Genomic DNA, 22,300 nt, shown 5'->3' on the forward strand with positions numbered 1-22,300 from the left:
AATATTTTAACCAACATTTTTAACCTTATTAGTGCAATACCAGAGGACCCAACTACCTAAGGTTACATCAAGGGCACCGCAAAACATTGGCCACCACTGCGGTATATGGTTACCAACGCTTCCAATATGCATGGCAAAATCGTAAAGGCCATGACCTATTAAAAGGACACCAATTGCCAATGTATAGCGAGAATACCAATACAATGTAATGAGTGTGAAGAGCACAAAAACCATCCACTCATGCCATATAAATCGACTTTCTAACACTCCAAATAATGGATAATAACTCGCGATCACAATAGTGAGTGTTGGAAAAAAACTTCGGTCTTTATCGAATTTATTTAACTTCGCCAATCCAATGATTAAAACCGCTACCATAGCCCCTATTGAAGTACTCACTAACACGTTAATCACCCACGTGCCGGTAATAGGAAAATTGCCCCTTCCAGCGGCCAAAACTTGCCACGTTTTTACTCGTCTTTGCTTGTAGAAAACGCTTTTAAAGCTTCTTCCAGAGAATCTTCAAATTTTTCTTTATTGCGACAACCGTCATCATTCTGATTGGAAGGGTTGTCTGCTGGTTTAGCGGCTTGATTTGGCGAGTTTGTGACTTGAAGTAAATCATTGTTAAGCATCGTAGAAACCTTTTTGTTCGCGTTAATTACATTTTAGATATTTATGTGCCAAATACCACACCTGTTAATTTCAGCAAAGAACAGGCCAATGTTTAAAGTTAACACACGTTTTGAGTTAACCCGAATGACAGTAAACTGCATTGAGAACGAATACTCTCAATGTAGCTATTCAGCGCATTGTCAACCGACCCTGTATTACGAAAACAAATATCAATCGCTTTATCGACAAGCGGATGAGCTTGAATACGTGCAATGACTTGCTCTTTATCACCACATATCATGAGTAAACGGATCGCCTCTTCCAATACAAGCACATGGCAACCGTCTAAAGCAAAAACACCGTTACTTTGCATGCGGTTAACCGCTTTTAACGCCCGCTTATCACCTGTGAAAAGGTTTGATGGTTTATTTTCTTGAGCGCCAAACGTGAGTATAAGCTCTCCCCCATCAAGATGAGGAGTGCGAAGTTGTGCAATAACGTTAAGGGCTTGCTCATCGGAGATTGTGACAAGTGAGCTTTGAGAAATAAAATATTCGATGCTTTGCACCTGGGCCGGTACAAGTCCCATTTTTTTTGCTCTTGATGGGGCGTTCACGCCGGCTACAAACGGCAGTGCATCAAGATAGCGGAATACATAATTGTGTTGGGTAAACAGATCGACACACTCACTCAATAATTCATAACGCGCCAATTTAAGGATCACATCGTTATCAGTAAATAGACCAATCGTCACAGCGCTATCCTGTCTGCATGCTCATTAAAAATTCACTGTCTTGCGAACGCACATCAAGCTGCTCCATTGCCTCTATAAATGATGATTGTAATGTCGCTATCGCATTTCCCTTTTCCAAAAAACGCAGCGCTTGCTGAGTTAGAATCCAATCTCGTGTTTCGCGTCCATATGTCAAAGCAAAATGCCCGGCACTGATGCCACTTACCTGACTTGCACGTTTTGCCTTTATAGCAAGTTCAGCAGGTCTATTTAATCGCCCTAGTTCCCTTACCATAGAGACAATGTCGATGTCTTTGCGCAGCAGCCGAAGGGCATAAGCATCAGCTTCGTCTTCCTGCGGATCGGTTTCAACATCCAATGACTCCCCTAATTCGGGTAAAACAGAATCTGTTAAACTGCCATCCTGCGTGAGGTGATCACACAGGATATGACCAAGCTCATGCAATAACACAAAGAGCTGCGTAGAGGGGCTCTTATGTTTATGACCAAGCACGATGGCGTAATGATTATTGGAACGCATAACCATGCCAGCAGGTCGAGCAACATTTGCCGGAAAGCGAGAAACGTGAATGACGGGTATATGACTCGCCCAAAATAAAGGCAATACGTTCGCTAATGTAAGCTCCCCTAGTGTGTCTAATGATTGCTGTAAACGTGATAGGTTAGGTGAGCAATGATTGTATTCGAGCACGGTAATAAGCGTATTTGCTACCGCTTGACACAAATAGGTTGCGTCAGACAATTGTTGAATATCGATATGGGCGCGTTTTTTATACTGAATAGTATATTTAGCGGGCAAAAAAGACACGTTACCGTCGCTGACAGTGACACTTAACCCCAACCGTTGATCAAGCAGCTTAGCAAACTGTAAAAAACCTGAATTGCTTTGCAATAAGGCGTCATCCCACCACGCAGGTAGTACTCTTTTAAGGGTTGCCCGCGTAATGCCAACATCTCGGATCTGTTTGTAAACCGCCGACTTCGACGGAAGCTTGAATGCAGTCATCTCGCCTCCACATGTCATTATTATTGCTCAAGTTTACATGAGTGCGCCGCCAATAGCAGCCTTCCCAATTGTTTTGCGTGGCCGTCGGTACCATTCCATACCTTAGTTAAAACATCCATTAAATATTGATGTGATTTCGGTTCAATATTTTGATATTTTCTATAGTCTATATTTGCATAATTGCATAATTTCATTAAACCTCTAGTAAGTTTCTTTTGTGGCTGAAATAAATTTCTATATACCGTTGATTGGCACATGCCTACTGTTTTTGCAATAGAGATAGATGTATCCAATCCTTTGTCGCAGTATGTTTTTAGAAGGTCTTTTTGTAATTTACTTATGTTCATTAGTTAATTTATTAATGCATAAATGACTATTTATGGTATTATCATTTCTTGACGGAATCAAGTAGGATATTCACATGACAGATCCAGAAATTAGACACCTACTATTTGCTCGGCTTGCAAAGCGAAAGTCATTCTTAGAAAGTCAACTTTGCGAAGAAGTGCCTATTCAAAACGGGCTGACTCGCGCTGATGTTGTATTCTGCGGAAAACGACTTGAGTGCTTTGAGATCAAGAGTCATCGAGATACATTGAAACGCCTGTTTTCTCAAGGATGGCAATATGAGCAGTCTTTCGACAGAGTTACGTTAGTCTGTGCCACAAAGCACTTGAATAAAGCGTTTGGTATTATTCCTAAATGGTGGGGTGTTCTGGAAGTATCAGGCTCAGGTCAATTAGAAACAGTTAGAAATGCCCAAGCCAATCCTTATGTTAATGTAAGCGGAATGGCAGACTTGCTTGAAAACCAAGACGCACGTGAGATATTGCAACAATTTGGGATCACCACAGGCATCAAACGAATGCATCACGAGCAACTGCGTAAGACGATCGCAGAAAACCTGACGCTTTCACAATTGAGAGATGCAACGAAAAATGCATTGACCCAACGGCAGTTGTCTCGATGGCGGCCCAGCGAGCAAGTTGCATAAGAGCGTTAGCGTACGCTTCCCCCGTTTTGGTTATTAACCTTTAAACAACACCTGAGCAAAATGATGATTCATAAATTCAGCCACGTGTCCTGTTGAATTGCCGGGACCAGCTTGTGGCGGTGTCAGCGTTTTGTTGTGCCAGTTTTTATCTGCCCACGAGAATGCTGATCCACGATAGTCAGGGTGTAGTATTAAAAATTCGGCTAGCTCCATAATGGCTTGGGTGTTTTTTCCCTTCTGTCGCAGTACGAGCCAATGGCCATCGAGTGTGTATTTTATCGCAATATGGCCGGAGCGTCTCGTTTCGCCAGAGTCCCATAAAGGACTTAACGTGCCATAGTCTCCATAGTGTAGATCAAACGTAAGTGAATTCGTCACATTATCATATAGCTCTTTGTCCAATCGAGGGATCTCCTCATCGCCAACTATATTTTGTAACGTCGTCGGAAAAGCGCCTGATGAGAATACAATATTGGAAAAGCCTAGATCATGAAACTTTTCGATAACCCTAGCAATATTGGTTGACACCGAGACCATTGTTTCATCAGCTTCGCCAATATCAATGAGTAATAGTGTATTATCAACATCAGCATACGGTGAGAGTATGGTTTCAAGTTCGTCAAACGCGGTATCGTCGAAGATACTGACATCGTCATTAAACGCAACCCTAAAAATCGGATTGGCTTCAAAAGCGGCGATCACGCTACTATGTAAATCAGAAATCTCAAATGGGTCAATAGCAAGGCGCAAACCATGCTGAACAATCGTTTGTTGAATATGCGCCGACACTCGCTTTAAATGAAAACGTGATAAGTCCATTATGCTGCCATCAGGCCACGTGGAAGCAACCGCTGGGATCGCTTTTTCGAATGAAGCTAAAAACTCCACGTTCCAAATAGGGTGAATTTTGTCTTGCCACTCATCTGGTGCATGTGACAACGCTTTGAGCTCTCCTGCTTTTACACGTAGATTGGGGTAATACATCTTGTCTCCTTATACTTATTTCCATTTTCACTTGTTCATATCGCAGCTGTAGAAGCCACTGCATTGCTTCGCTATCGGGGAATGCAAAGGCATTCGTCTAAAGTGTTTCATTCGATAGTGTCGAAACAAGCCTATTTGAAACTGTTACATAAAATATTATCCTATCCCATAAGCCAGCATCGCATCGGCAACTTTTACAAATCCCGCAATATTCGCGCCTTTCACGTAATCAGTTGCGTCATCTTTTGCTCCATATTCAACACATTGTTGGTGAATATGCGCCATAATATGCTGAAGTCTGGAATCAACCTCCTCTCTTGTCCAGGGAAGTCTAAGAGAGTTTTGAGTTTGTTCGAGACCAGATACCGCTACGCCGCCCGCATTTGCAGCCTTTGCAGGAGCAAACAGTATGCTTTTTTCTTGAAAGTATTGCACGGCCTCTAGGGAGCAAGGCATATTGGCGCCCTCTGCGATCAACTGAATTCCGTTATTTACGAGGGCTTTTGCGTCTTCAAGTTCTAATTCATTTTGCGTCGCGCAAGGAAAGGCTAAATCGGCTTTTATCATCCAAGGCCTTTTGCCTTGATAGTAAGTAGCCTGTGAATATTTTTGCGTGTATTCGCTCAATCGTTGCCGCTTGACAAACTTAAGCTCTTTGAGAAACGCGAGCTTCTGGTGATCAATTCCATCAGGATCATAAATAAAGCCGCTTGAGTCAGAAAGCGTCATAACTTTCGCACCTTCGCTCGTCAACTTTTCTGCGCAAAAAATAGCGACATTGCCAGCGCCCGAAATAAGCGTTGTTTTTCCCGCTAGTTTTTCGTTGCGCATATTGAGCATATGTTGGGTGAAATAAACAACACCGTAACCTGTCGCCTCGGTTCTGATAAGGCTGCCGCCATAAGAAAGTCCTTTGCCCGTTAGCGTTCCGACAAATCGATTCTTTAATCGCTTATATTGACCAAATAAATAACTAATTTCCCTTCCACCTACACCGATGTCGCCGGCTGGGATATCTGTATCCTCCCCAATATGGTTTGAAAGCTCAATCATGAGTGATTGGCAAAAGCGCATGATTTCACGATCACTTTTTCCTTTAGGATCGAAATCACTGCCACCTTTTCCTCCCCCCATAGGAAGTCCAGTCAGTGCATTTTTATAGACTTGCTCAAACGCTAAAAACTTCAATACGCTTTGAGTAACATTAGGATGAAATCGCAGCCCGCCTTTATAAGGCCCAATAGCATTATTAAACTGTACTCTCCATGCTCTATTGCAGTGGATGTGCCCCTTATCGTCCTCCCAACACACTCTAAAAATCACAATGCGGTCAGGCTCTGTCATTCTTTGTAGAATATGACCATCATCATATTTTGCGTTAGCCATCACATAGGGCATAACGGAACCTGTGAATTCTTGTACCGCTTGATGGAATTCATGCTCAGCTGGGTTTCTTTCAATTATTCCCAAGTTAAATAACTTAATTCTGTCCGCTTCGTTTTTACTATGTACCACAGTGTTGTCCTGTTTTCGTTTGGTATGGCTGAACGATCAGGCGTGACGTAAGTCTGATCTTTGCTATTGAAACAATTACTTTTTATGGGTTTGCCCAGGTGGAACACGGTGGCAACTCCAGGGTTTGTGTTTTGCATTTTCACGAATGTTTTCGTCAACGAATTGGTAATAGCCTTCTTTCATTTTTGTCCAAAAGTCGTCCGAAATGTCAGCCCCGTTGCCACGAATGATTGTCTCAATGCCATCTAAATTGCAGTGGGTTGCATCGTAGCCTATATGCAGAGTACTTTTGGCGTCCTCAAATGAAACCGCATCGATTCCAAAGGTGCCATCAATGCCAGCAATAATTGCTTCTATGTTATCTTCGGTAATGCCAACCAACTTTAAATGCCGTATGACTAAATTCGCCTCTGATACACCGACTCTGTGATCTAAATCGCTCATCTTTTCCTCCTATAAATCGATTGTTAATTTGTTTATGTTCGTCATTTCTTTAATTATTTAAAACACTATTGGCACCGAGCTGCTGCTTCATTAACGATTGTAAAATTGACATTCTTTGTTCAAGATAAAACAAATGCTCATCTACCGTATTTCCCATGACTACAAAATCGCCCCCTGCTATACCGCTGTCGATAAGAACGAGACTTCGTTGAAGGCCATTTGTGTACGTTTCTTCCAAATGTGCTTTGTGTTGCAGATCCGTTTCACTTTGGAGCCTCTTCTCAATATTCGTTAAATAAATTTCCATCATCTTCATATGCTCAACGATGAGAGTTTGCCTTTCAGAGACGTCGTTGATCCGTTGTATGCGTTGCATTAGTGCATCCATGACACGCTCGTTACTTCGCAGCATATCATCCGCGCTCATCGACGTTTGAGCAGCAGCAAATGTCGCGGGTAACAACCCTCCGACGAACAGTAATGACAGTAGTACTTTGTTCATTTTGTAATCCTTAATTAGTACTTGAAACGTTTGAAATACCCATACGGGGAAACCAACCGGGCGTCGTTTGTTTATAGTGTCTGTAGCTATCACCAAACTCGGATTCAGCTTGCTGCTCTTCTCGTGTGGCGAGTCGAACATAAACAACAATAAGAATTGGAAACATAAGTAAGGTTGGCAGTGTTGGCCATTGCAATAAAAAGCCAAACATGATCAGTATAAATGCAACATATTGAGGATGCCGGCAGCGCGCGTACCATCCTGTAGTGGCTAAACTATGCGACTTTTGCGCGTGGTGAAGGACGCTCCAAGAAGCGGATAATAAAAAGAAACCTAAAATGATGATCACATTGCTTAAGATGTGTAATACATCCCAGTGAGCATCGCCGGATAGCCCCAGCAAGGTATGCCACAAATGACCGTTTTCATGCGCTAAAAAGTCTACCCCTGGATAACTTTCCGCTAACCACCCTGACAAAAAGTATATTGTCAGGGGGAAACCATACATTTCGGTAAATAAGGCCACGATAAAAGCGGAAAAGACACCTAGGCTTCGCCAATCTGTTTTCGACTTCGGCTTGATGAAACTAAACGCAAAGAAAATAAAAATGGCTGAGTTTATGATGACTAGTGCCCAGAGCCCATAATCAGAATCACCGTGCATTATTATTCTCCGTTTTATGTTTTCCTTTACGGGCTTGCTCTAACCCTTCGATATAGCCTTTTCGATATTGCTCATTGTCCTCGGTTTGTTCTTTAAATGTCTTTTCGGTGTGATCATGTGTTTCATGTCCTTTGCCATGACTGCCGTGCATAAAAATGTGCATGACAGGGCACAACAACAAGATCAAGTAAGGTAAATACGGAAACACATGCTCACCATGCTCAACCAGCAAGAAGTAGCTCGCGGCGGTAATAAGGCCTATGGCAGACCAACCACTGGGTGTGCGCCAGAAAGGGACTTTTTGTTTATTCATAATACACCTCGCTTTGGTATCGTTTACGTTAATAAAAAGCGTTTAATCACTTGATCACCAACGTGCCACGATACATTTGCATCTGACAATGAAATGGGTAAACGCCGGCGCTGGAAGCAGGAATAGTGACAGTCACTCGCTTGTTAAGCGCTAATGTTTCATTGATATCCAACTCCGGGATCAATAACGTTTCTGCACAGGGCGTTGCATCTTCTCTGACGAACATAAGCTGAACGGATTGATGCGCCGGCACCGTGATATTGGCAGGCTGATACACGCCGTCTTTTACAAGGACTTCGATACTGCCGTCTTTTATCTGGGTTGATTGAGCTTGGTAAAGCCAAAACCACCAAACAATAAGCCCAATCAGAATAAGCCCTGCTAAATTAATCCATATCATCATTGTGTTCTCCTAGTGCTCTTTCGCTTTAAATAGACGTAATCGGTTAGCATTGGTCACCACCGTTAGTGATGAGAATGCCATCGCTGCACCAGCAATGACTGGGTTAAGCAGTATCCCTAAGAATGGATAAAAGACGCCTGCCGCAAATGGTATTCCGGCGACGTTATAGATAAATGCGCCAAAGAGGTTTTGCTTGATGTTACGTAGTGTTGCTTTGCTCACGGCAATTGCATCCGCTAACCCATGTAGGGAGCCGCGCATCAACGTTATATCCGCACTTTCTATCGCTACATCAGTCCCAGTCCCAATCGCAAAGCCGACGTTGGCATTAGCAAGGGCCGGTGCGTCATTGATCCCATCACCGGTCATACCCACAATTTCGCCTTCACGTTGAAGCTCAAGTATTTTGTTTGCCTTATCTTCCGGCATCACTTCGGCAACGTAATCTGCAATCCCCGCTTTTCGGGCGACGGCTTTTGCGGTCAGTCGATTATCCCCGGTTAACATCACAACTCGTATCCCGTTATGCTGTAGCCGCTTTATCGCATCTATTGAGTCAGATTTTATTGGGTCAGCGACGGCAATTACGGCAACTAATGTAGAATCCATAGCAAAATACATAGGGGTCTTTGCATCCGCTGCTAACCTCTGCGCTTTGTCGATGTAATGATGAAGCTCTATCCCTTGGTCTATCATCAATTTTTCATTTCCAAATAGCAGGCGTTGAGAATTTAGCATGGCTTCAACCCCCTTCCCCGCAATGGACTGAAAATCAGTAACGGAATGGATCGGCACACCTTGCTCCTTTGCAGATTCAACGATCGCCATGGCAAGTGGATGCTCAGAACCAGACTCAAGGCTAGCCGCCAAAGAAAGCACGTCGTTGTGACTATGATCTGAAGCTATAACGACATCTGTTACTTTAGGGGCCCCCTCAGTAATAGTGCCTGTTTTATCTAGAACCATAGTGGTTATTTTTGAGGCAGATTGCAGCGCTTCGCCGTTTCGGATAAGAACCCCCGCTTCAGCCGCTTTTCCCACACCGACCATCACCGACATCGGTGTGGCCAAACCCAACGCGCAAGGGCAGGCAATAATCAGTACTGTGGTCGCAGAAACGATTGCAAAAGCAACTTCAGGAGATGGACCAAAATTCAGCCAGACCAGCGCACTGATCACGGCAATGATCATGACGACCGGTACAAAATAGGCGGAAATCATATCTGCTAATCGACCAATAGGCGGTTTAGAATTTTGTGCGCGTTTTACCATGTTAATAATTTGAGCAAGCGCGGTATCTTTTCCCACGCGCTCTGCTCGAAAGACGATAGAGCCTGATTTGTTGATCGTGCCGGCAACGACCTCATCGTCTTTTCGTTTTTCTATGGGCATGGGTTCACCCGTTAGCATTGATTCATCAATACTTGTCTGGCCCTCGACAACTAAGCCATCAACAGAGATGCGTTCCCCAGGGCGAACCCGGATAAGATCATTTAACAGAACATCTTCAATCGGAATATCTATATCATGCCCATCACGAATGACGCGAGCTGTTTTGGCTTGTAAACCAATCAGTCGTTTAATTGCCTCGGACGTTTTACCGCGTGCTTTTATCTCAAGCGCTAAGCCTAAATTAATGAGACCAATGATCATGGCTGTTGCTTCAAAATAGACATGCCGCGCCATTTCAGGCACATATCCGGGGAAAAACACAACGACCATAGAGTACAACCAGGCTGTTCCTGTCCCCAATGCAATCAAAGTATCCATGTTCGCGGCGTGATTTTTAAAGGAGTTCCAAGCACCTACATAAAAATGCCGACCAGAAAACACCATAACACCCAATGTCATGATCCCTACAATCAACCACACGATCCGCTCAGTGGTCGTGTTGACGCTCATTTCCCCCGTCACCAAGCCATAAAGCATAAGTGGTACACCCAGAGATAATGCAATGACCATGTCTCGCATTAGTTTTTTATAATATGCCCAGTCCGCCTGTTCCTTTTCTTCAATAGCAGCCTCATCTGAATCCGTATTCGCTAATGTTGCGTTATACCCAGCTTGCTCTACCGCCTTAATCAATGCGTGGGAGGATGAACTGCCCAAAACCAACACCGTGCGTTCAGCAAAATTCATCTCAGCGGTGGTAACGCCAGAGACCTCTTTTAAGGCCGCTTCAATTTTAGACACACAACTGGCGCAACTTGCACCTTGGATATTAAGTTGTACCTCACCCGAAGACGCAGAGACTTGCTCAGCATGTGTTTCACTCTTGACCGCCTCATTAGCGGTTGATACTTTGTTGTCACCGCCACAACACGTATGGGCTTTCGCATTGTCTGTTTTTGAATTCATGAGCTACTCCCTCTCTAAATATGGTTATGATTTAAGTGCTGTGAAACCTTCAATCAAATGGCAAATCGTATCGGCCGTTGGATGCTGATCCGGTGTATTTTCCCATTCTGACATGGCTTTACGCATGCGCAGTCTTAGCTTATGCATGTCCTGATATCGCTGTTCAGTTTCTTTCAACCTTTGTTCAATAAGGCGCCGAACCGTCGGGCATGGCGCGTTGGTTTGTGACGACGTGAACAGAATTTCCTTAATATCATTGACAGAGAAACCTAATGAACGCGCGCTTAAAATAAACCGTAGTCGTGTCACATCAGCGGGCCTGTAATACTTGTAACCATTGTGCGATTTACTTGGCACCAAAAACCCAATGCGGGTGTAATACCGTACGCTGTCCGCGCTAATCTCTAGTGCATCTGCAATCTGTTTAACGCGCATTTTAACGCTCCTCTTTTATCAACATCGATATGCGGTTAAGCACGCCTTTAATCCTATGTTCTACTCTCACGTTACTAGGGTAAACCTGTGTGTTGCTCACAGGTCAATACCTATTCTTTCAGCAAATCCTTGGAAGCGGCTCATCTTCGAGTTCATTCATGAAACGTCTTCCTCCCATTGGCGTAACAATGGTCACGCGCCCTTTTGATTCGGTGTTTTTTACTATTACACCAATGTGTTCGGCTTGCTCCCCGTTTCGAATGCTCCGCCAGTGTGCTAGCACCTTACCGCTTATGTCAGGGGCAACAACAGCAACAATGCGTCCCTCACACGCTAAAATAAACGGATCAAAGCCTAATATTTCACACACGCTTGCCACTTCAGGTCGCACCGGAATATTATTTTCAATTAACTCGATGTCGAAGCCTGTTTCATTAGCAACGTCATGGAGTAATACTGACAACCCTCCGCGAGTTGGGTCACGCACAAAACGAACTCCGTCCAAATGCTTGATTGGATCAATAAGAGGAACAACGCTTCCACAATCAGACTTTAGCTGACCTTGCAATCCATAGTCCTCGCGAGCAAGCAGGACACACGCACCGTGATCACCTACCGAACCACTAACCAGCACGTGATCGCCTGCCTTTATCAGACTGGTATCCCAAATAGGCGCATCTTGGCTGTCTCCAACACCCGTTGTATTGATATAAACGCCGCCACCACTGCCTTTCGGGACAACTTTCGTATCACCTGTTACAATGGCGACATTCGTTTCTGCGGCAGCTTGATGCATTCCATTAACGATTTGTTTCAATGTTGAAAGGGAAAAGCCTTCTTCAATAATAAATGCAGTACTGATGTACCGTGGTGTTGCCCCAACGACTGCTAGATCATTGACGGTACCGTAAACACTCAACGCGCCTACATTGCCGCCTGGAAATATTGGGGGGGATACAACGAAGCTATCCGTTGTTATACTCAGATAAGGACCATCAAAAGTTACTGTGGCGGCATCATGAAGCAGATCTAGATCTTTGTTCGCTTTATTTTTAAAAACATGATCAATGAGTCTTTTTGTTAGTGTTCCGCCGTTCCCCTGAGCTAATTGAATAGATTCCGTGCCCAACGGCTCTGATGATGAATGATTGTTGCCCTCTGCGCTTTTCATTATGACCTCCGTGAACAGTATTCGTGGATTTGCCCAACACTTATGGCGGCATCGTTTAATGGCAAACTACTTGGAATAACCACATGAATGTCTGATTGTAAAAACCGTTGTGATATACCGTCACACAAAATGCGATTTTGGAAGACGCCCCCTGCCAATCCAATGTGGTCAAAATTATACTTTTTACGGCAATGTAGGGTTACCTCCCATACCGTTTCAATTAACGAAGCGTGGAAATTTGCGGCACGAGTTTGAGGAGACACTTTGGGATCAAATAGTTCCGGTACCAATGCTCGCCAATCCATTTGAATAAATTCGTCGTTTTTCTGGACCAACGATAACGGCATAACCTTAGAGGGTGTCGACGCAACGCTTTCCAACATCATCGGCGCCTGCCCCTCATAAGAGACTTCGCTCTGTTCACAGCAGGCAAATGCCGCCGCGTCGAACAGTCTTCCCATTGAACTACTAACATGACAATTGAGTTCGTTTTGCCATGCGTTGTAGCTTAATTGTTGTGGATCAAATGGTTTAAAATCAATGCCGGTGAAATTAGTACCCCAAACTAGTGATGCTGCACTTCGCCACGGTTGATTTGGAACCTTGTTGCCGCCTTGCAACTTCATAGGCGCTAATGAGGCAACGCGTTTCCAATTGCCCGACGTCCCCCAAAAAACTTCCCCTCCCCACATCTCGCCATTCTCGCCTAATCCCGTTCCATCCCACACGAAAACCAAGCTTGGTGTCGATATTTCGGCAGCTAATGCCCACGCTGATGCGTGAGCGTGGTGATGTAAAATTTTGCTAGTCGGTAGTGCGCTGCCTTTGGCCCAACGCGAACTGATATAGCCAGGATGGCTATCGCTAAGAATACGCTGTGGATGAACATGATAGAGAGCTTGAAAGTCACTGATACATTTTTCAAAGTGCGCTTGCATTATCGGAGAATCGAGGTCGCCAATATGCGGAGTTACGATAAGTCGATTGTTCCAAGCTATTGCGACTGTATTTTTCTGATTCGCGCCAACAGCAAGCATTGGTTCCTGTACGGTATATGGCAATGATAATTCCATCGGGCTTATACCTCGCCCCAGTCGAATAGGAATGGTGCCTGACTTAAGCGTTCGCATCACAGAATCATCCAGTTTGTGAAAAATATCTCGATTATGGTGCACGAAAATGTCTGCCAACATCGAAAGGTGTTGCTGTGCCGATGACGTCGATGTCACCATCGGTTCACCGTACATATTTCCTGATGTAGCCACCATGGGGCGATTGAATTGCCGCATAATGAGTAAATGCAGTCCGCTGCACGGAAACATTACCCCCAAATCACGAAGCATGGGCGCTACGTTATCTGCAATGGGTACAGTCGATTGCTTTTTTGCAAGTAAAATGGGTCGTATGGGGCTTAGTAAGAGCGCTCTTTGATGACTGTCTACAGCAACGCATTTATCTAACCAATCCTCACTTGTTACGTCTGCACGAGGCTCTGGGAGCATGACCGCGAAAGGTTTGTCTGGTCTATTTTTACGCTGGCGTAAAAGGTCTACCGTTTCAGTGCTTTGTGCGTCACAGAGCAAGTGATAACCGCCTATACTTTTTAACGCGACAATTGCGCCTTGATTCAAATACGCGACAACCGTTGCTACAACATCAACATCGCCTTGCGCGACCACGCGCCCGCCGACAGTTGAACAAAATGCTTCAGGCCCGCATGCGCGACAGCTTATCGGTTGAGCATGAAAGCGCCTATCAGTTGGCGATTGATATTCTTTACGACACAACTCACACATTGGAAATGCTGACATACTCATGTTCTTTCTGTCGTATGGCATTGCTCGCAGCATAGAAAATCGTGGACCACATTCACTGCAAGCGATAAAGCTATAAGTGCCACGCCGGTTAGTATTTGACAGTAGCTCAGCTTTACACGCTCCACACAAATAGACATCTTTGGGGATTGATATCGCCCCGCACGCTATATCATGACCGCTTTCTTTTATCGTGAACGAGTCTACATTACTCAGTTTAACCTTCTTCTTTTCCAGCAAGCATATGGAAACTAGCGACCCAGTGTTCAGTAAGTCGAATACAAATTGTTCAACGTCTGGCTCTGTGCCTTCAGCGTGTATTCGCACACATCCACAGTCGTTTTGTACCCAACCAACAATACTTTTTTCATACGCTAAGCAGTAAACTAACGGTCTGAACCCAACCCCCTGGATGACTCCAGTAATGTTCAACTCATAGGCGATAGTTTTACTCTTATTCATATTGGCAATATATGTGCGGTCAGTCGTCATCACTTCATCTCCACCTTTAGCGTATTCCCCTTCTTGATAACATTTGTTATCGAACGCTCACCAGAGCTATACCAGATTCGGCAAGCCCCCTCATCAGACACCATACATGCGCCTTTAGGGGATGCTGGTTTGCATTCTTGACCAAAAAACGGGCACGCATCAGGTGCCATTTTTCCGAGGATCACTTTTTCACAGGGCGATGTGGTTTCAGGAACGTTTTGATCACATTGCGAAGGGAAATCGACTGGCGCATAATCGTTTGTGGCGTCTAGGTGGGATAGTCTCGAAGCAAAGGAAAATCCAGAACCTGGAATAACACCAATTCCTCGCCAATGTGCGTCAACGATTGTGAACGCTTTATTGATTAGTGCTTTAGCTGCTGCATTGCCGTTTTGCTTTACCACTTCGGGATAGCGGTTACTCAGTGTGACGACTTTATTTGAACAATTACCGATCAGGGTTTGGAGCGACAACAGTAAACTTTCTGGATGAAAACCAGCAATACTGACAGGCAAATTATGATGGTCGATTGCAAACTGCCATTCTTCACTACCCATAATAGTCGCAACGTGGCCTGGCGCAATCAGTGCATCAAAAGTATCCGGTTGACTCTCAAGCACATGGGCAACCGCTGGCCTAGTAAGTCGTCCAGACAATAAAACTCTAAAGTTATTGGGTAAATCATTAAGCAGTGTTGCAGCAATCGGTGCCATAGTCGTTTCAAAACCAACAGCAAAAAACACAATAACCTTACGAGGTTCTTCCAATGCTATAGATACCGCTTCTTGCGGAGAGGATATCGGACGAATATCGGCCCCTTGATTTTTTGCGTCTATCAATGAGCTACAGCCACTTATTTCGTATTCGACTGGGACGCGAAGCATGTCACCAAAACTAACGATAACAACATTTTCGTTGATGGCTAAGTGTATCGCGTATGCAATATCCTCTTCGGGGCAAATACAAACGGGGCACCCTGGCCCAGGTATCAGATGAATATTGTGCTGAAACAACGTTCTAAAGCCAGCGCGCGTAATCGCACGCTCATGGCCACCGCAGACATTAAGAATACGAAACGGTTTTGAAAGCGAGGTATTCTTAATGTCACTTAGCAACGATTCAACACTGTACATAAGATTTTAGACTCCGCTATTTTGCAACGACTGAGACTGATGAACTGTAATGGCGTGCGTAAAATAAGAAAACCAACGCTCTAGATGTTGACTGTTCAATGAAGACACTTCGAGAACGGGCGCATCGTTGCCCACTTTACGAAATGATTCAATCGCGCGAGGTACATTGAATTCATCGTGAAATTGCAAGTAATCGGTCTTAGAAATAAGCATGACATCCGCGGCACGAAACATCACTGGGTACTTTTCAGGCTTATCATCACCTTCTGGCACAGACAGCAAAATAATGTTTAAGTGCTGTCCTAAATCAAAACACGCTGGACAAATCAAATTGCCAACATTCTCTATAAACAAAACGTCTAGTTTTTGTAAGCTAAATCTTCCAAGTACCTTTTGCACCATACTGGCGTCCAAGTGACACCCTTGGCCCGTGGCGATTTGCTCCGCCTGCACGCCATGACGTCTAATTCTATTTGCGTCATTTTCAGTTTCGAGGTCGCCTTCAATCACCGCCATCGCGTATTGCGACTTAAGTGCACGTATCGTTTCTTCAAGTAGCCGGGTTTTTCCACTGCCAGGGGATGACATCAAATTAATCACCAGTACATTATGTGCGTCAAATAAAGCACGGTTTGCTATCGCTTGGCTGTCATTGCCGCTTTTTAAATTTGCGTGTACCTCAACGATATTTGCTGATGGCTTGTCAGTTTTCTCTGATTTTACTTGCGTTTCGCAACCACAGTTACCGCACATGTTTTCTCTCCTTTGATTCTGTAACATTGTCAGGTGCGATAAACTCTATTCGTTGCAAAATAAACTCATCGCCCTCAATGAGATCGGTTTGCCAAGCACCGCAGCTTGCACATAGGATATGATTCACCGAAACTCGGCTGAATTCGCCACACAATTTACAGCGTATCTTGATAGCGCTTGTGTCAATTCTAAGCGTTGCCTGATCGCCAATGGTGTGAGTTCTGCACGCCAAGAACGCATGGTGCAGCAAGTCAGGCTCAACACCTGACAGTGGGCCGACTTTGACGTGAACCAGACTGACAGACTTATCCATGTTTGCTCGCTGGTGAACAGCGACTGTGTCAAGCAAGCTATAGCAAAGACTAATTTCATGCATCGTAAGCAATGACCTGATCGAGCATCTCCCATGTCACCTGCGCTTCATCATAGGTGATCACTTGGAGAGCATAGCCAACATGTACCATCACATAGTCGCCAACTTTGACCTCTAGCCCTTGCACTAAATGTAAACTCACCTCGCGAGAGACACCTTTCGCTTCACAAGTTGCGTTAAAGCCGTTAATTGCAATGACTTTCATGGGGATAGCGAGACACATTACTGTTTTACCCGTTCATAGGGCCTACTTGCTCTAGCTCGATAAATAAACAGCGCAACGGTGACAAGCACGATTGTTGACACCAGCGAGCCCAAAAGTAGTGAATGATCGCCTTGATGACCCGGGTGTGCATAACTAACGGGTGAACCTACCACCAGATAGAAAAAGGCGATTAAAGAAGTAACTGACTTTCTAATACTATTTTTGATTTTCATAATATTCCTCAAGTAAGGTTAACGAACTTTTAGACGCAAACGCTCTTCCCCTGTTTCGTCCATTACGTGCACGGCACATGCTAAGCAGGGGTCAAAACTATGAAGTGTTCGCAAAATCTCTAAAGGTTGGTCAGGATCATGTAGCGTATGTTTATCTTGCAGAGCGGCTTCATAAGCACCTGCCTGTGAGTTGGGATCTCGAGGTCCAGCGTTCCATGTCGTAGGCACGACACATTGGTAATTCTCAATTTTGCCATTTTGCATGACCAACCAATGCCCCAACGCGCCACGAGGCGCTTCCATCACGCCTACCCCCTGGCCTTTAATTGGCCAATTCGTAGGGTCAAAATACAGAGGGTTAAACGTATCGGTATCGCCCTTAGCGATATTATCCAATAGTTGGTCATACCAAGACTGTAGCTGGTTAACTACAATTTTAGTTTCCACTGCTCTGGCGAGTGTCCTACCGAGCGTGGAGAAAAGTGCAGAGGGCTCTAAATCCAAGATAGAAAGAGAGCGATTAACGATGTCTTGCGCGGCGGCATCTTTTTTAGCATACATCATTAGCACGCGAGCCAGCGGTCCCACCTCCATAGCATGGCCTTTCCAACGCGGACTTTTTAACCATGAATATTCAGCCCCTGTATTTAGGTGCTTGTAAGGCGGTTTCGGACCAGTATACTCGAGTGTCGTTTGTCCGTTAAAAGGGTGTAAACCACTTGTGTTCCCTCCACTATATCGATACCAGGAGGAAGAGACGAATTCTTGTATTTCAGAGGGATCATCTAGATCAACGTCATGCACTTTACTCAAGTCTCGACCAAGTATTGCACCTCGTGGAAACAAGAAAGAACCAGGGTCATCCATTGATGTCATGGGTAAGTCTCCATAGGTAAGAAAGTTACCCAGCCCTTCCCCTCGTGTCCCCCACTCTTTGTAATAACCCGCAATCGCCACAATATCAGGGTAATACACCTGATCGACAAAGCTCTTCATTTGCGTGATAGCATCTTGTAGTTGCACTAATCGACGCGTGTTAATGCCTGTTGACGCATTGAGATTAATCGGTGAAGGCACGCCGCCAACGACAAAATTAGGATGAGGGTTTTTCCCTCCAAATATGGTATGAACTTTAACAACATCTCGCTGCCACGTTAGCGCATCTAAATAATGTGCTAATGCCATCAAGTTAACTTCAGGTGGCAGTTTATAGCCAGGATGTCCCCAATAAGCGTTACTGAATATCCCTAGCTGCCCAGACTCAACCAGCGTTTTGACTTTTTGCTTCATGTCTTTGAAATATCCCGGCGATGAACGAGGATAGTCACTCAATTGACCGGCGAGCGCAGCGGTTCTCGTTGGATCTGCATCTAGTGCAGAAACAACGTCAACCCAATCTAGGGCATGCAAGTGATAAAAATGCATCACGTGATCATGCACATATTGGGTTGCAATCATGATGTTTCTGATCAGTTGTGCATTTTGAGGGATAGCCATTTCCGCTTCACTCAGTACGCCTATTGGCGTACGTGACTGTCGGTGCCCTTTTTTACCATGTTGCATCGGTCCTTTTGGCATAGATGTCATGGAGGGCTTTCCAATGGCAACCCCTAATTTTGCGTTTGACCGCCAGGCCTTTCTTATTGCATCTTCGACAGCACGCACCGATGCCATACCATGCACCAGTGTGCAAACGCCACAGATACGTTGCGCAAAAGCCCAAGCGTCACGCGGATCTCTGCCTTGTAAAATCAGTTCAATTCCCCGAACAGACGTGCCCGATGAGAACGCCTGTTTGATGGTATTCCCATCCATTTCAGCTTCTATTCGAAGATGCCCTTCAATTCGAGTGATCGGATCGACGACTAACCGGTTGTTACTTGATGTCTTTTCCATGAGCCTTGCCTATTATCTTATGAGTTTTTCCCAGCATGCTTCTGTGCACCTTTGCCGGGTTTGGATTTGTACCGCTCCCATGGCCCCAGGGCTTGGTAAAAGCTGCCTTTATCCCAGAAATCGGGCTCAGAGCAACCAAGACACGGATGGCCAGATTCGATAGGAAAACTCGTGCCTTGATTCCATTTAACCGTTGCACATGCGTTAAAGGTTTCAGGCCCTTTACAACCAAGTTCGAACAAACACCACCCATTTTTTGCCCCCTCATCATCAAACGATTTTGCAAATTTACGTTGTTCAAAAAACGGGCGTCGATAGCATCTGTCATGGATGGTTTCACCAAAAAAGGCGAGTGGGCGTTGTAATGCATCAAGATCAGGAAAACGCTTAAACGTCAGGTAATGAACCAACACAGCTGTAATCGCGATAGGCAGTGGCGGACAGCCTGAAATGTTTACGATTGGCTTGTCTGTGATGATGTCGCTTACTGCTACTGCCCCCGTCGGATTTGGGTTTGCTTTAGGGATCCCGCCAAAAGACGCGCAGGTACCGATGGCAATAATACCCGCAGCGTCTTTTGCCGATTCACGCAACATATCGACATTACTCATGCCACTGATCGTTGAGTATCCTGGGTTACCCATCGGAACCGAACCATCAACCAACAACAAATATTGCCCTTTGTGCGCCTTCATCGCCGCACGCCTAGCGTCTTCAGCTTGCTCTCCCGCAGCAGCCATTATCGTATGCTGATAGTCCAACGAAATATGATCGAAAATAAGGCTTTCCAATGTGGGAGCATGAGAGCGTAATATTGCTTCGGTACACCCTGTGCACTCTTGAAAGGGCAGCCAAATCACAGAGGGTCTTCTCGCATTGCCAAGGGCAGTCGCCAAATCGGCAACAGCGCTTTGCGGCAATGCCAGTAAAGACGCCGTTGTAGCGCAAAACTTAAGAAATGTGCGTCTTGAGATACCGGACGCTTGTAACTGCTTGTTTAATGTTGGTAGCGCCATTTCAATCCTCCTTAGCCGTTTCATCAGAAGATTGATGAGACAACGAATGGATGTCAGACACTATATTACTGAGCGATAACACCATATCTTCTGGCTGAGATTTTATGATTGGTGGACAGGTACAGATATGAACGTATTTGCCCATGATCTCCACATCTTCGTTATAGTGAATTTCAAGCCAAACGCCTGCGTAGCGTGATTCGATTAGCACCGTATCACCCAGCGCCTGAATATCAGCTTTAACCTCTCCATGCCCAAGAAAGGCTTCTAACTGCGCTTCTTCGCTAGCGCTTAAAGGCAATCGTCGCAGATCAATCGTGGTTTGTTCTTGTCGTTCAATTAACTGAGACAACGCATGACGTATCTGATGCAAAAGCGGCATTACGTTGCCCGTTTTTTCAGCATTGGATGTCATAAAAATGAGTTCTTCGGTCATCGTGCCTCCTTTTGGGTTGCCGGTTTATAGGCCTGAACGTCATCGCTTGATAAGCAAGCAAATGCGATATCGATGATCGATGATAACGCTGCATTTACCTTTGGACTCAAAGAGGTTCCCCACTCTATCGCCTCAGGCTCTACGCCAATTAACGTCACCGCAGAAGGTTTAGAATATAACGTTTGGCTGGTCAACAATGTATCGCGTAACGTGATCTGGTGAACGGAATGGGTCGTCGCTTGCTTAAACTGATCCGCAATTGCCTCGTCCTCAAACACTCTCACCGTACCAGGCGAACAGCGCATGTAGGCCGCGTCGATGACTATCGTATGATCGGAACTCGCGACCCACTCCAAAAGTTCATAGCTCAGTGTCCCAGCGTCAATGCAAGATACATTTGAATAAGACTTTAGCAGGGGTTGCATAGCACGAACCGCGTGCACACCAACGCCATCATCTCGCTGCAATAGATTTCCAACACCAATGATAGCGTAGCGCTTAGCCGCGTTTTTGATTTGGTCAATTGGTGGTGTAGTTTCTACTGATAGCATCGGTATTTTCCTTATTAGCTATGGGGTGCTGGAATTGACCAGCCAATCACAAAGAATAAACAGAGAACGATCACCGATAGACCAAGTAATTTTGTTGACCTAATGCGTTGACCTGTGCTTTGACGCATCACGAGTTTGACCGCGATTATTGTTTGGATCAGGTAATAAAGTGCAAACCCTTTTGAAGCGAGATTAATAATTTCAAATACGTTGGATGACCAAACTAATATACCTGCGATGGCGATGACTAAAACGTAGTAAAATTGCGGGGAGATAGGTAAATGGAAAAGCTCTTTTAAGAGGCCTCCGCCACCGATAGTATCGGCTAATGCTGCACTTAATTGACTTGCCGTGGCGGCAACCAGTAATAAAATCGGCAATACCCATATTGCTTGCCCTAGGGTGTAGCTAATCGTTGTTTCGTTTAATTCCGTGATCGGAAAATCCAGAAAAATAGGACACGTTAGACCGATAAAAACAACATAGAGAAAAATAGCGATCCACTGAGCATAACGACTCGCTTTAATGCGCTGTTCTGGCGTGTAGTTATTCCCCATAAAACGGGTTGTCTCGAACCCTTGCGTTACCATGAGCATGCCTGCGAGCATGCTAACAGTTTCAAAATGGCTCAATGCCTGTATCGCTTCATGTTGAAACCAAGCACTTTGTACTTGTATGTCGTAGGTTGCCAGCGCTGCGAGCACACCTACTATAATAGCCAACTTTATTGTCACGGCGAATAGCTCAATGGTCTCTAGCCCCCTAGCACCACGGAGCCAAGCGACCACCATAATGATGACAAGCAACCCACTGGTAAACAGTTTGATGTACGTCGTATCAGAGATTGATAAACGATCAAAAACAAACGCTGCAAACAAACTAATATAAAACGCCACTGAAATGGCATATGCCGCACCAAGCGCCCATTGACTTGCTTTTTCAAGCGTCACAATACTGCTTTGTTGATTGCTAGCTAGCTCAGGTTCTGCATGGCGTATATTGAAGCGAATAACCGACCCCAGCGCATATGCCAGAATGGACAACAACACTATTCCAAGCAGTGCCCATTTTCCCATTACCGAATGCAGCAGTGGTGCAATGATCAAAAAGCCGCTACCAATAATGGAAGCCAACGGTGTGACTGTTGCCCGCCATTGGACAGATTGTCGTAAGCGAGGCAGAAACAATACTATTGCGATCAGCACCGAGGTTGCGAGCGCAATGGAATTTGTGATCACAG

At 45.0% G+C, this 22,300-nt stretch carries 26 protein-coding genes; 1 reads left to right on the forward strand and 25 read right to left on the reverse strand.

The annotated features are described in order from the left end of the window. Positions 1-6: 6 nt before the first annotated feature. From GMES_RS06515 to GMES_RS06530, 4 genes are all read right to left on the reverse strand, one after another. Positions 7-405, reverse strand: a complete 399-nt coding sequence (locus GMES_RS06515; RefSeq protein ID WP_226990259.1) for a hypothetical protein — start codon at positions 403-405, stop codon at positions 7-9. 65 nt (positions 406-470) lie between these two features. Continuing rightward, positions 471-635 (reverse strand): hypothetical protein, encoded by a 165-nt coding sequence (locus GMES_RS06520; RefSeq protein WP_006991825.1) that lies wholly within the window; start codon positions 633-635, stop codon positions 471-473. 98 nt (positions 636-733) lie between these two features. Continuing rightward, a complete protein-coding gene (locus GMES_RS06525; RefSeq protein WP_006991826.1) occupies positions 734-1,369 on the reverse strand; it encodes a hypothetical protein in 636 nt (211 codons plus the stop codon). Positions 1,370-1,373: 4 nt separating this feature from the next. Continuing rightward, positions 1,374-2,375: an ImmA/IrrE family metallo-endopeptidase gene (locus GMES_RS06530; RefSeq protein WP_006991827.1), complete on the reverse strand. Its 1,002-nt coding sequence runs from the start codon at positions 2,373-2,375 to the stop codon at positions 1,374-1,376. 421 nt (positions 2,376-2,796) lie between these two features. Here GMES_RS06530 and GMES_RS06540 point away from each other — a divergent pair, with 421 nt between their 5' ends. Continuing rightward, entirely contained in the window at positions 2,797-3,369 is a 573-nt protein-coding gene (locus tag GMES_RS06540) for a sce7726 family protein (RefSeq protein ID WP_006991829.1), read from the forward strand. A 33-nt stretch (positions 3,370-3,402) separates the two neighbouring features. On the opposite strand, the gene GMES_RS06545 is transcribed toward GMES_RS06540, so the two are convergent. The 21 genes from GMES_RS06545 to GMES_RS06640 all read right to left on the reverse strand — a co-directional run bounded on the left by GMES_RS06545 (position 3,403) and on the right by GMES_RS06640 (position 22,298). Then, complete coding sequence (locus tag GMES_RS06545) at positions 3,403-4,353, reverse strand: beta family protein (RefSeq protein ID WP_006991830.1); 951 nt, start codon at positions 4,351-4,353, stop codon at positions 3,403-3,405. A 156-nt stretch (positions 4,354-4,509) separates the two neighbouring features. After that, positions 4,510-5,868: an NADP-specific glutamate dehydrogenase gene (gene gdhA, locus GMES_RS06550; RefSeq protein WP_006991831.1), complete on the reverse strand. Its 1,359-nt coding sequence runs from the start codon at positions 5,866-5,868 to the stop codon at positions 4,510-4,512. A gap of 75 nt (positions 5,869-5,943) precedes the next feature. Beyond that, complete coding sequence (locus GMES_RS06555; protein WP_006991832.1) at positions 5,944-6,312, reverse strand: hypothetical protein; 369 nt, start codon at positions 6,310-6,312, stop codon at positions 5,944-5,946. A 49-nt stretch (positions 6,313-6,361) separates the two neighbouring features. Then, complete coding sequence (locus GMES_RS06560; protein WP_006991833.1) at positions 6,362-6,814, reverse strand: hypothetical protein; 453 nt, start codon at positions 6,812-6,814, stop codon at positions 6,362-6,364. 10 nt (positions 6,815-6,824) lie between these two features. Then, entirely contained in the window at positions 6,825-7,478 is a 654-nt protein-coding gene (locus GMES_RS06565) for a methyltransferase family protein (protein ID WP_006991834.1), read from the reverse strand. Beyond that, the gene (locus tag GMES_RS06570) at positions 7,468-7,791 is read right to left on the reverse strand and encodes a DUF2933 domain-containing protein (protein WP_006991835.1); all 324 of its coding nucleotides are present in this window, start codon (positions 7,789-7,791) and stop codon (positions 7,468-7,470) included. Before GMES_RS06570 ends, GMES_RS06565 begins: the two co-directional genes overlap by 11 nt. 46 nt (positions 7,792-7,837) lie before the next feature. Then, complete coding sequence (locus tag GMES_RS06575) at positions 7,838-8,194, reverse strand: cupredoxin domain-containing protein (RefSeq protein WP_006991836.1); 357 nt, start codon at positions 8,192-8,194, stop codon at positions 7,838-7,840. A gap of 9 nt (positions 8,195-8,203) precedes the next feature. Continuing rightward, positions 8,204-10,552, reverse strand: a complete 2,349-nt coding sequence (locus GMES_RS06580; protein ID WP_006991837.1) for a heavy metal translocating P-type ATPase — start codon at positions 10,550-10,552, stop codon at positions 8,204-8,206. A 24-nt stretch (positions 10,553-10,576) separates the two neighbouring features. Next, positions 10,577-10,987 (reverse strand): MerR family transcriptional regulator, encoded by a 411-nt coding sequence (locus GMES_RS06585; protein WP_006991838.1) that lies wholly within the window; start codon positions 10,985-10,987, stop codon positions 10,577-10,579. A gap of 118 nt (positions 10,988-11,105) precedes the next feature. Beyond that, the gene (hypE, locus tag GMES_RS06590; RefSeq protein ID WP_006991839.1) at positions 11,106-12,158 is read right to left on the reverse strand and encodes a hydrogenase expression/formation protein HypE; all 1,053 of its coding nucleotides are present in this window, start codon (positions 12,156-12,158) and stop codon (positions 11,106-11,108) included. After that, the gene (hypF, locus tag GMES_RS06595) at positions 12,158-14,464 is read right to left on the reverse strand and encodes a carbamoyltransferase HypF (protein WP_006991840.1); all 2,307 of its coding nucleotides are present in this window, start codon (positions 14,462-14,464) and stop codon (positions 12,158-12,160) included. The genes hypE and hypF overlap by 1 nt, the downstream gene beginning before the upstream one ends. Beyond that, entirely contained in the window at positions 14,464-15,597 is a 1,134-nt protein-coding gene (gene hypD, locus GMES_RS06600) for a hydrogenase formation protein HypD (RefSeq protein ID WP_006991841.1), read from the reverse strand. The genes hypF and hypD overlap by 1 nt, the downstream gene beginning before the upstream one ends. Before the next feature lie 6 nt (positions 15,598-15,603). After that, positions 15,604-16,350 (reverse strand): hydrogenase nickel incorporation protein HypB, encoded by a 747-nt coding sequence (gene hypB, locus GMES_RS06605; RefSeq protein WP_006991842.1) that lies wholly within the window; start codon positions 16,348-16,350, stop codon positions 15,604-15,606. Further along, positions 16,340-16,726 (reverse strand): hydrogenase maturation nickel metallochaperone HypA/HybF, encoded by a 387-nt coding sequence (locus tag GMES_RS06610; RefSeq protein WP_039986802.1) that lies wholly within the window; start codon positions 16,724-16,726, stop codon positions 16,340-16,342. The genes hypB and GMES_RS06610 overlap by 11 nt, the downstream gene beginning before the upstream one ends. Next, positions 16,719-16,946 carry a HypC/HybG/HupF family hydrogenase formation chaperone gene (locus tag GMES_RS06615; RefSeq protein ID WP_039986803.1) on the reverse strand — a complete coding sequence of 76 codons (228 nt, stop codon included), beginning with the start codon at positions 16,944-16,946 and terminating at the stop codon, positions 16,719-16,721. Before GMES_RS06615 ends, GMES_RS06610 begins: the two co-directional genes overlap by 8 nt. Continuing rightward, on the reverse strand, positions 16,946-17,161 hold the full coding sequence (locus tag GMES_RS22170; protein ID WP_006991845.1) for a hypothetical protein: 216 nt from the start codon (positions 17,159-17,161) through the stop codon (positions 16,946-16,948). Before GMES_RS22170 ends, GMES_RS06615 begins: the two co-directional genes overlap by 1 nt. A gap of 18 nt (positions 17,162-17,179) precedes the next feature. Then, the gene (locus tag GMES_RS06620; protein ID WP_006991846.1) at positions 17,180-19,057 is read right to left on the reverse strand and encodes a nickel-dependent hydrogenase large subunit; all 1,878 of its coding nucleotides are present in this window, start codon (positions 19,055-19,057) and stop codon (positions 17,180-17,182) included. 17 nt (positions 19,058-19,074) lie between these two features. Beyond that, positions 19,075-20,073, reverse strand: a complete 999-nt coding sequence (locus GMES_RS06625) for a hydrogenase small subunit (protein WP_006991847.1) — start codon at positions 20,071-20,073, stop codon at positions 19,075-19,077. Position 20,074: 1 nt separating this feature from the next. Further along, complete coding sequence (locus tag GMES_RS06630; RefSeq protein ID WP_006991848.1) at positions 20,075-20,509, reverse strand: hydrogenase expression/formation C-terminal domain-containing protein; 435 nt, start codon at positions 20,507-20,509, stop codon at positions 20,075-20,077. Further along, positions 20,506-21,060, reverse strand: a complete 555-nt coding sequence (locus GMES_RS06635) for a hydrogenase maturation protease (protein ID WP_006991849.1) — start codon at positions 21,058-21,060, stop codon at positions 20,506-20,508. The genes GMES_RS06630 and GMES_RS06635 overlap by 4 nt, the downstream gene beginning before the upstream one ends. Before the next feature lie 14 nt (positions 21,061-21,074). After that, entirely contained in the window at positions 21,075-22,298 is a 1,224-nt protein-coding gene (locus GMES_RS06640; protein WP_039986814.1) for an Aq_097 family APC-type transporter, read from the reverse strand. Positions 22,299-22,300: the final 2 nt, after the last annotated feature.

Source organism: Paraglaciecola mesophila KMM 241, assembly GCF_000315015.1.
Classification (GTDB): domain Bacteria; phylum Pseudomonadota; class Gammaproteobacteria; order Enterobacterales; family Alteromonadaceae; genus Paraglaciecola; species Paraglaciecola mesophila.